Source organism: Alloacidobacterium sp., assembly GCF_035631355.1.
In the GTDB taxonomy this organism is placed as follows: domain Bacteria; phylum Acidobacteriota; class Terriglobia; order Terriglobales; family Acidobacteriaceae; genus Alloacidobacterium.
This window is the reverse complement of the sequence record NZ_DASQIX010000040.1, coordinates 21,891-28,182: the sequence shown is the minus strand read 5'-3', so window position 1 is coordinate 28,182 and position 6,292 is coordinate 21,891. Positions and strand designations below refer to the sequence as shown.

Sequence of the window (6,292 nt, the reverse complement as noted above, 5' to 3'; positions counted from 1 at the left end):
AGCATCGCCGTCGCGGTGATTGTAAAGCCGGGACTCTTGCGCAGTTGCCGCAGCGCGTAACGGACATCCCGGCCTAGTTGTTCAAGCCAGGCCTGGCCCCACATGTCGCGCGTCACATCCTGCACCAAAGGAATGTTTCCGAACTCCCGCGCTGCCGCTTGACGCGCCGTCTCTGCCGTCTCGCCTCGCGCCACTCGATCGGCAATCGCCATCTGCAGGTGCGCATCGATCTCTTCCTGTAATTCGCGCTTGCGCCGCTGAAAACGGAAGTTCGGGAACCACTTCATGACTCACTCTCCTCCGGCTTGACGTACATCACCGACCCAATTGCTTCGACAATCCGCTCCCATCGGCCCAGATCCGAGGCCAACTGCCTTTTCCCCTTGGCGGTGATTCGGTAGTATCGGGCTTTTTGCTTGCTCTCTGACTGCTTCCACTCAGACTGCACCCAACCCTGACGCTCCAATCGATGGAGAGCCGGATACAGTGATCCGGTCTCCACCTGAAGCACGTCTCCGGATTGCAAACGTAAAGCCTGGACAATGCCATATCCATGCTGCGGTCCCCATTGCAGCGTCTGAAGAATAAGCATGTCGAGTGTCCCCTGCAGCAGCTCAATCCGGTTCTTATACTGGTCATTCTCTTTCATAGATGTAGACACTCTACTCCAATGGAGGTAGATCGTCTACTTCGTTTTGTATAGCGCAGCGAGCAGCCTCGCCCACTCAGCAGATTCAAAAATAGGTCAGTTCTGAGGACGAAAATTGGTGATTCTGCATCGGCGCTAAATCACCAATGCACTCATCGAGCCAGATTTGTATCGAGAAGTCGGTTTGTGTTTACCGACGGATGCGTCGGCCTACGCATCCATCGCTAGAGTCGGCTTTGAACTGTAATGTTCATGCCGTTGCTGCCTAAGTTCAAAGGCTCTTGACATCTCTAATCCATCTCTCCGCCCCCGGATTCTAGAAAGTGCGCATCGAGCCGCATCTCGGCAATCTGTACGAAATAAAAGCATCATTTCCGCACTTTAAATAGCACAATTGTCACCGAATTTGCGCGAAAAAGCAGCGAATGGACAGCCACAATTACCCTCCCCGAAGGCTTGGGCGGCTCACTAGTATGGAAAGGGCAAGAGCACCCGCTTCATCCGGGAAAACAGACGTTCACTCTGGCGGCAGGGAAACTAGATTGCCTACCGGTGCAAGCTCGGTGTGCAGGGCAATTGGGAGTTGTTCCCCTAACCGCGTTTCCTAGGTTTTATCCCGAATCACACCTCAAAATACTCTCAATGTGTGAGTTAGCCCGAAGTCTTCAGTTGACTACGGCGTCCAAAATCGCGGCTTTGGCATTTGAATATCCCCTTCCTCTGTGCGTTGTAGACTCCAGTAGACACCTGATCTACTCGATTGTGCACTTCAGACGACCATGTCGGCAGACTCAGCTCCATCGCGACAATGCAAAGATCGTAAGTGCATGCAGTCTTAGATGATTGCCGGCAATTTGGCGATTGGAAGAGAAAATGCTGCAATGGTAGGTCCCCCCCCGAAAATCACTCTCTTTCCCGTCGAGGACCTAGTGAAGTTCAATGTTTCTATAGATGCTCTGTGCCTGGTTTCCTGTGCAGCGGTAGTCGGACAAGAGGTCTTGGCGAAAAGGGATGAAAGAGCGGTTTAACACAAGTGATCGATTATTACGAACTTCTGCAGATCAGCCCACATGCGGACGCGGAGACGATCCGCCGGGTCTATCGATTTCTGGCCGGCCGTTTTCATCCTGACAACCCGGTTTCCGGCGATGCCAACTTATTTTGTGTTCTCAATGCTGCGTATGAAGTATTGTCCGATCCGGCGCTGCGCGCCGAATACGATGCGACACGCAGGCGTGAGACCCAGGACCTTGAGCCGCTGTCTTCTTCGGTGGACTTCATGGACAATTTGGAAGGCGAGTTGAATCGCCGACTGGCTTTGCTGGCGGTGCTGTATCATCGCCGCCGCACCAGGCCGGATATGCCGGAGGTTGAGCTTCACGAGATCGAGTCGCGCATGGGATTTCCGCGGGACTATCTGGACTTCACGATCTGGTACCTGGTAAAGAAGGGCTATGTCACGCGTGGGGACAGCGCGCAGTGCGCATTAACGGCGGATGGCGTCGATTTTGTGGAAAAAGAGCGTGGCAATATCCCGGTACTGAATAAACTCCTCACCAGCGGATCAGGATCATCGGGTGGACAAGCGGGACCAACAGCCAAAACAAATCCGATTCCAGATGTCGTGCATATGAACCGGCAGACCATGGCGAACTCCATTTCTGGCCAGAAACCTATCGTTCTGGTGTCGGAGATGAAGGAAATTGCTGACCGTCGCATTGAGATCAAGGATTGCTGCGTAGAGACGATCGACCGGCGAGAAAAAGTAACAGACCCACGAGTGAATCCGAAGGACCGCCGGAAGAATCAGCGGGGGCGGCGCTCCACCGATTGATGCTCGCGCACCTCAGTTTCCTAGCATCATCACTTTGAGATAGAGATGGCTGCGCTCGAGGTCGAGCAATTCCGCTGCACCGGGTCACTTTGTTTCGAGTTTCCTCGATCTTCTTGAGGATCTGTGGACGGACGCATGCAGTTGCGGGTGATAACGCGCGAATCATCGGTGCCCGGCGCTACTCGAACACCTGTGTGCGAAAGACAGTTCTGGAGAGCTTCTGGGTGTAGCGTTTAATCTTACCGCGCACACGGCTGACCTGATTCGCCCTGGGACGGACGTCATTGAGCATTGACGCCCTGGCGACGCTTGAGGCAGTAGAGGAACAATCCTTCTCTACATCCTCCCTTCTCTTTCATCGAGCCAGATTTGTATCGAGAAGTCTGTTTGTGTTTACCAGCGGATGCGTCGGATTACGCATTCGTCGTTAGAAGCAGCTTTGAACTGTAATATTCATGCTATTGCTGCACAGATTCAAGGGCTTGACACTACTGATATAGTCAAAATGAAAACGAAAAGGCATGGTTTCGACCATGCCTTTGGCTTTTTATACGCAAGCTATTGAAAACAAACGATTCCCGTACGGAATGATCGCTGTAAACGGTTGAAAACAAACGATCTCCGTACAGAACATGGGAGGGGTGGTAACCACCGGATTCCGCTAGTCCGTATCTTCGCGCTTAAAGGGTGTTTGCAGGTATTTGCGGGCCTCGTTGAGAGCGCCGCCCGTATTGTCGTTTGTCTGCAGCGCCTGACGGTATTCGGGAATGGCGCGGTCGCGCTGTCCGGTCACATCGAAGATTTTGCCGATCTGGATGTGGCTCCAGACTTCAGTCCACTTGGGGTCGAAATCGCCGCGCAGCGCGTCGCGATAGGCGTTAATGGACGCCTGATAGTTGCGCATGGTGAAGAGCACTTCTCCGATGCGATAGCTGGCGAGCGAACTATTCGGATTGGCTTTGAGGGCGTTCTGGTATTCGCCGAGGCCGCCAGGCAAATCGCCCTGTGCCACCAATTGCTGGCCGCGCAGAATGTGGATGCGCACCTGCATGTCGGGCGAGTTTTTCAGGATCCAGTTATCGGGATCGATAGTGATATGGCGCGGGCGGCCGAAGGTATCGACCACGAACTGCGAGTCCGAGCCGACAACATCAATACGGCGTATTTCGGTTTTGCCGTCGGTTTCAATCCGCAATTCGACCGGCATGTTGAAGAGGTCGAGGTCCTGCTGGATTTCGCCGATGGTGCGGAAGCCCTTATTGTTGCCCAGGCGGTAGACGGCGTATTTGTTGGTGAACTGCGGGGCGCCAGTGCCGTCAAGCCATTGCGCAAAGAATGGAGTCAGCTGCTGCTGCGATTGCGACTCAGCTACTTTCTCAAAGTCGCTCGTCTTGATTGATTTGTCGGCGAATTGTGAGAGCGAGGCGCGAAGGATTTTTGTAAAACTGTCTTCGCCAACTTCCCAGCGGAGCATATGGAAGACCAGAGCGCCTTTATCGAGCGTCATGGACTGGAACTGCGGCGAGAATGCGGCAAGACGTCCTGCGCTGGTGAGCGGAATAGTGTCATAAGCGAGAGCACCCGCCGAGATGTCCTGAATGGCCGTATTCAACGCGCTACGTCCGGCTGCGTCCTCGAGGTACATCAGTTCGCCATAGCGCGACATGCCGTTGGTGATCCATGCGTCATTGAGCGATGCCGGACTGATCTCGTTGCCCCACCACTGGTGGGCGAGAGTGTTGGCAAGCAGACGGGCATCGCCGATTCCGGCGCCGATATGCGTACCACCAATAGCAGCGATTTCCGGCGCCCACGCCGCAGGCACCGTGTCATTAGGCAGTTCGACGACATTCATCTGCGTCGATTCTGGGATGCCGAAGGTACTGGTAAAGAAGGCGAATTCCCGCAGGGCAGTCTCGCTGAAGTCCTGCGCCGCCTGCTTGTGAGCGTCCGTTGTATAGAAGTGAATGTTCGGCGCGGGAGAAACCACAACGTTGAACTTGCCGGCAATGACGGTGCCCGGAAATCCCGGCTTGGCCCAGTGGAAGTTGTACTGCTCGCCTCCGGATCCTGGGCTCGATGTTGTTGGACCGCTGCCGAGGACGCGATAACCTGCCGGAAGCGTGATATGAATGTCGGCAGTGAAGCGGTCAGTCATGTAACCGACCATGGGAAACCAGCGTCCGGCATAGAGCAGATAGCTGATGGGGTCGCCCACCACTGCGAGCTTAAGTCCCTCAACCGGACTCCCCGCGTCTCCGTCGAGCATGCCGTCGTAAGTAAAGACGTAAGTGTACTGCTGGCCCTTGACCAGCGGAGTAGTGGGTGTGACGATAACGGTCGCGTTAGGTCCCCGCTCCCCGCTCAAAGGCAGGTTGGCTGTGGTTGTGACCTTTTCGACCTTGAGAGCGCCGTGCAATTCAAAAATCGCTGTATCGGTGTTATCCAGCGCCGTAAAGGTGACTTGAGCTGTGGCGGAAAGCTTGTGGTCAGAGGGGTTGAGCTGGGCATTGATGGTATAGCCGGTGATATTGATATTCGGCTTCTGCTGCTGGGCAGACAGCGCAGTGGCAGCAAACACCAGAACCGCTGCGCAGAGAGAAGCTAAGAGCCGAGAGACATTGCCGCGCTTCGCCATTCGAATCTTCATCGTGCCTGACCCATTAACTCTACTGTGATGCCGGCTGCCTGCTCAATAGGACTTCTGTCCGCGTGTAGAGAGGCGCTGACTTGTGTCAGGTCTGCCTGCATCCGGGCGCGGGCCGCTTCATCATGCAGCAGGTCCCGCAAGCGTAAGACGACATTTTGAGCGGTAAAGTCGCTCTGGATCAGCTCGGGAACCACTTCGCATCCGGCAATCAGGTTGACCATGGCCACATGCGGGACTTTCACCGCCCGCCTGGCAACAGAATACGTCAATCGTGAAACGCGATAGACGACAAGGAACGGGTTTCCAATGAGCGCCGCTTCTACCGTTGCGGTTCCGCTCGCTACGACGCTGGAGCGTGCATGATGCAAAGCCGCACGTGCGTCATTGACCGGCGTGATGCGAGGTCCACTTGCAGGCAGCATGGCGCTGATCTGATTGACATGTTCAGGAGTGAGCGTAGGCGCGAGCGGCAGGAGGAATTCGGCGGGTTCGTTCAGTTGTATTGCGGCTTCGATCATTTCCGGAAGGTTTAGGCGAATCTCCTTGAAGCGGCTGCCGGGGAGCAGGCCCACCCACTGTTTGGACGGGTCGAGATGGTATTGGTCAGCAAAGTCTTTTCGTGAGATGGAAGGCAGCGAAACCTCTGCAAGCGGATGGCCGACGAAAATGGCGTTAACTCCGTGCTCCCGGTAAAAAGCTTCTTCAAACGGAAAAATGACGAGCATGCGATCCACATAGCGCCTTACGCGTCGGATGCGGTATTTCTTCCACGCCCAGAGCTGCGGGCTGACGAAGTAAATGACCGGTATTCCAAGCTTGTGGATGGTGCGGGCGAGCGAGAGGTTCACGTCGGGGAAGTCGATGAGGATGGCCGCGTGGGGACGCTCTTTGGCAATGCTGGCCTTGAGCTTGCGGTATTCGCCATAGATGCGTGGGACGTGCCGGATGATTTCGGTGATGCCCATGACGGCCACGTCTTCTGCGCGAACGATGCGGCGGAAGCCGAGAGCTTCCATGCGCTGTCCGCCGAGGCCGAAGAACTCTATTCCAGGCGCAAGCTTGCGGATTGCCGGGATGAGTTGCGCGGCATAATGTTCTCCACTGGCTTCGCCAGCGGAGATAAAGACTTTGCGCTGATCTGGAGCACGATCCATGCGCG

General features: G+C 55.3%; 5 protein-coding genes. 1 reads left to right on the top strand and 4 read right to left on the bottom strand.

What is annotated here, in order from left to right; all coding sequences use genetic code 11:
• Together VEV40_RS07260 and VEV40_RS07255 are read right to left on the bottom strand one after the other, a co-directional pair.
• The coding region (locus VEV40_RS07260) for a permease prefix domain 1-containing protein (RefSeq protein WP_324831203.1) at window positions 1–287 on the bottom strand (287 nt) is incomplete at its 3' end.
• The gene (locus tag VEV40_RS07255; RefSeq protein ID WP_324831201.1) at window positions 284–661 is read right to left on the bottom strand and encodes a PadR family transcriptional regulator; all 378 of its coding nucleotides are present in this window, start codon (window positions 659–661) and stop codon (window positions 284–286) included. The genes VEV40_RS07255 and VEV40_RS07260, both read right to left, overlap by 4 nt.
• 1,021 nt (window positions 662–1,682) lie before the next feature.
• Here VEV40_RS07255 and VEV40_RS07250 point away from each other — a divergent pair.
• On the top strand, window positions 1,683–2,483 hold the full coding sequence (locus VEV40_RS07250) for a J domain-containing protein (protein ID WP_324831200.1): 801 nt from the start codon (window positions 1,683–1,685) through the stop codon (window positions 2,481–2,483).
• A gap of 661 nt (window positions 2,484–3,144) precedes the next feature.
• Here the strand turns inward: VEV40_RS07250 and VEV40_RS07245 are convergent.
• A complete protein-coding gene (locus VEV40_RS07245) occupies window positions 3,145–5,121 on the bottom strand; it encodes a M1 family aminopeptidase (protein ID WP_324831199.1) in 1,977 nt (658 codons plus the stop codon).
• A gap of 8 nt (window positions 5,122–5,129) precedes the next feature.
• Window positions 5,130–6,287 (bottom strand): lipid-A-disaccharide synthase, encoded by a 1,158-nt coding sequence (lpxB, locus tag VEV40_RS07240; RefSeq protein WP_324831198.1) that lies wholly within the window; start codon window positions 6,285–6,287, stop codon window positions 5,130–5,132.
• Between the last annotated feature and the right edge of the window lie 5 nt (window positions 6,288–6,292).

Excerpts from the sequence above, each read along its gene's own strand:
- VEV40_RS07245 (WP_324831199.1), bottom strand. The coding sequence starts at position 5,121 with ATGGCGAAGCGCGGCAATGTCTCTCGGCTCTTAGCTTCTCTCTGCGCA.
- lpxB (WP_324831198.1), bottom strand. The coding sequence starts at position 6,287 with ATGGATCGTGCTCCAGATCAGCGCAAAGTCTTTATCTCCGCTGGCGAA.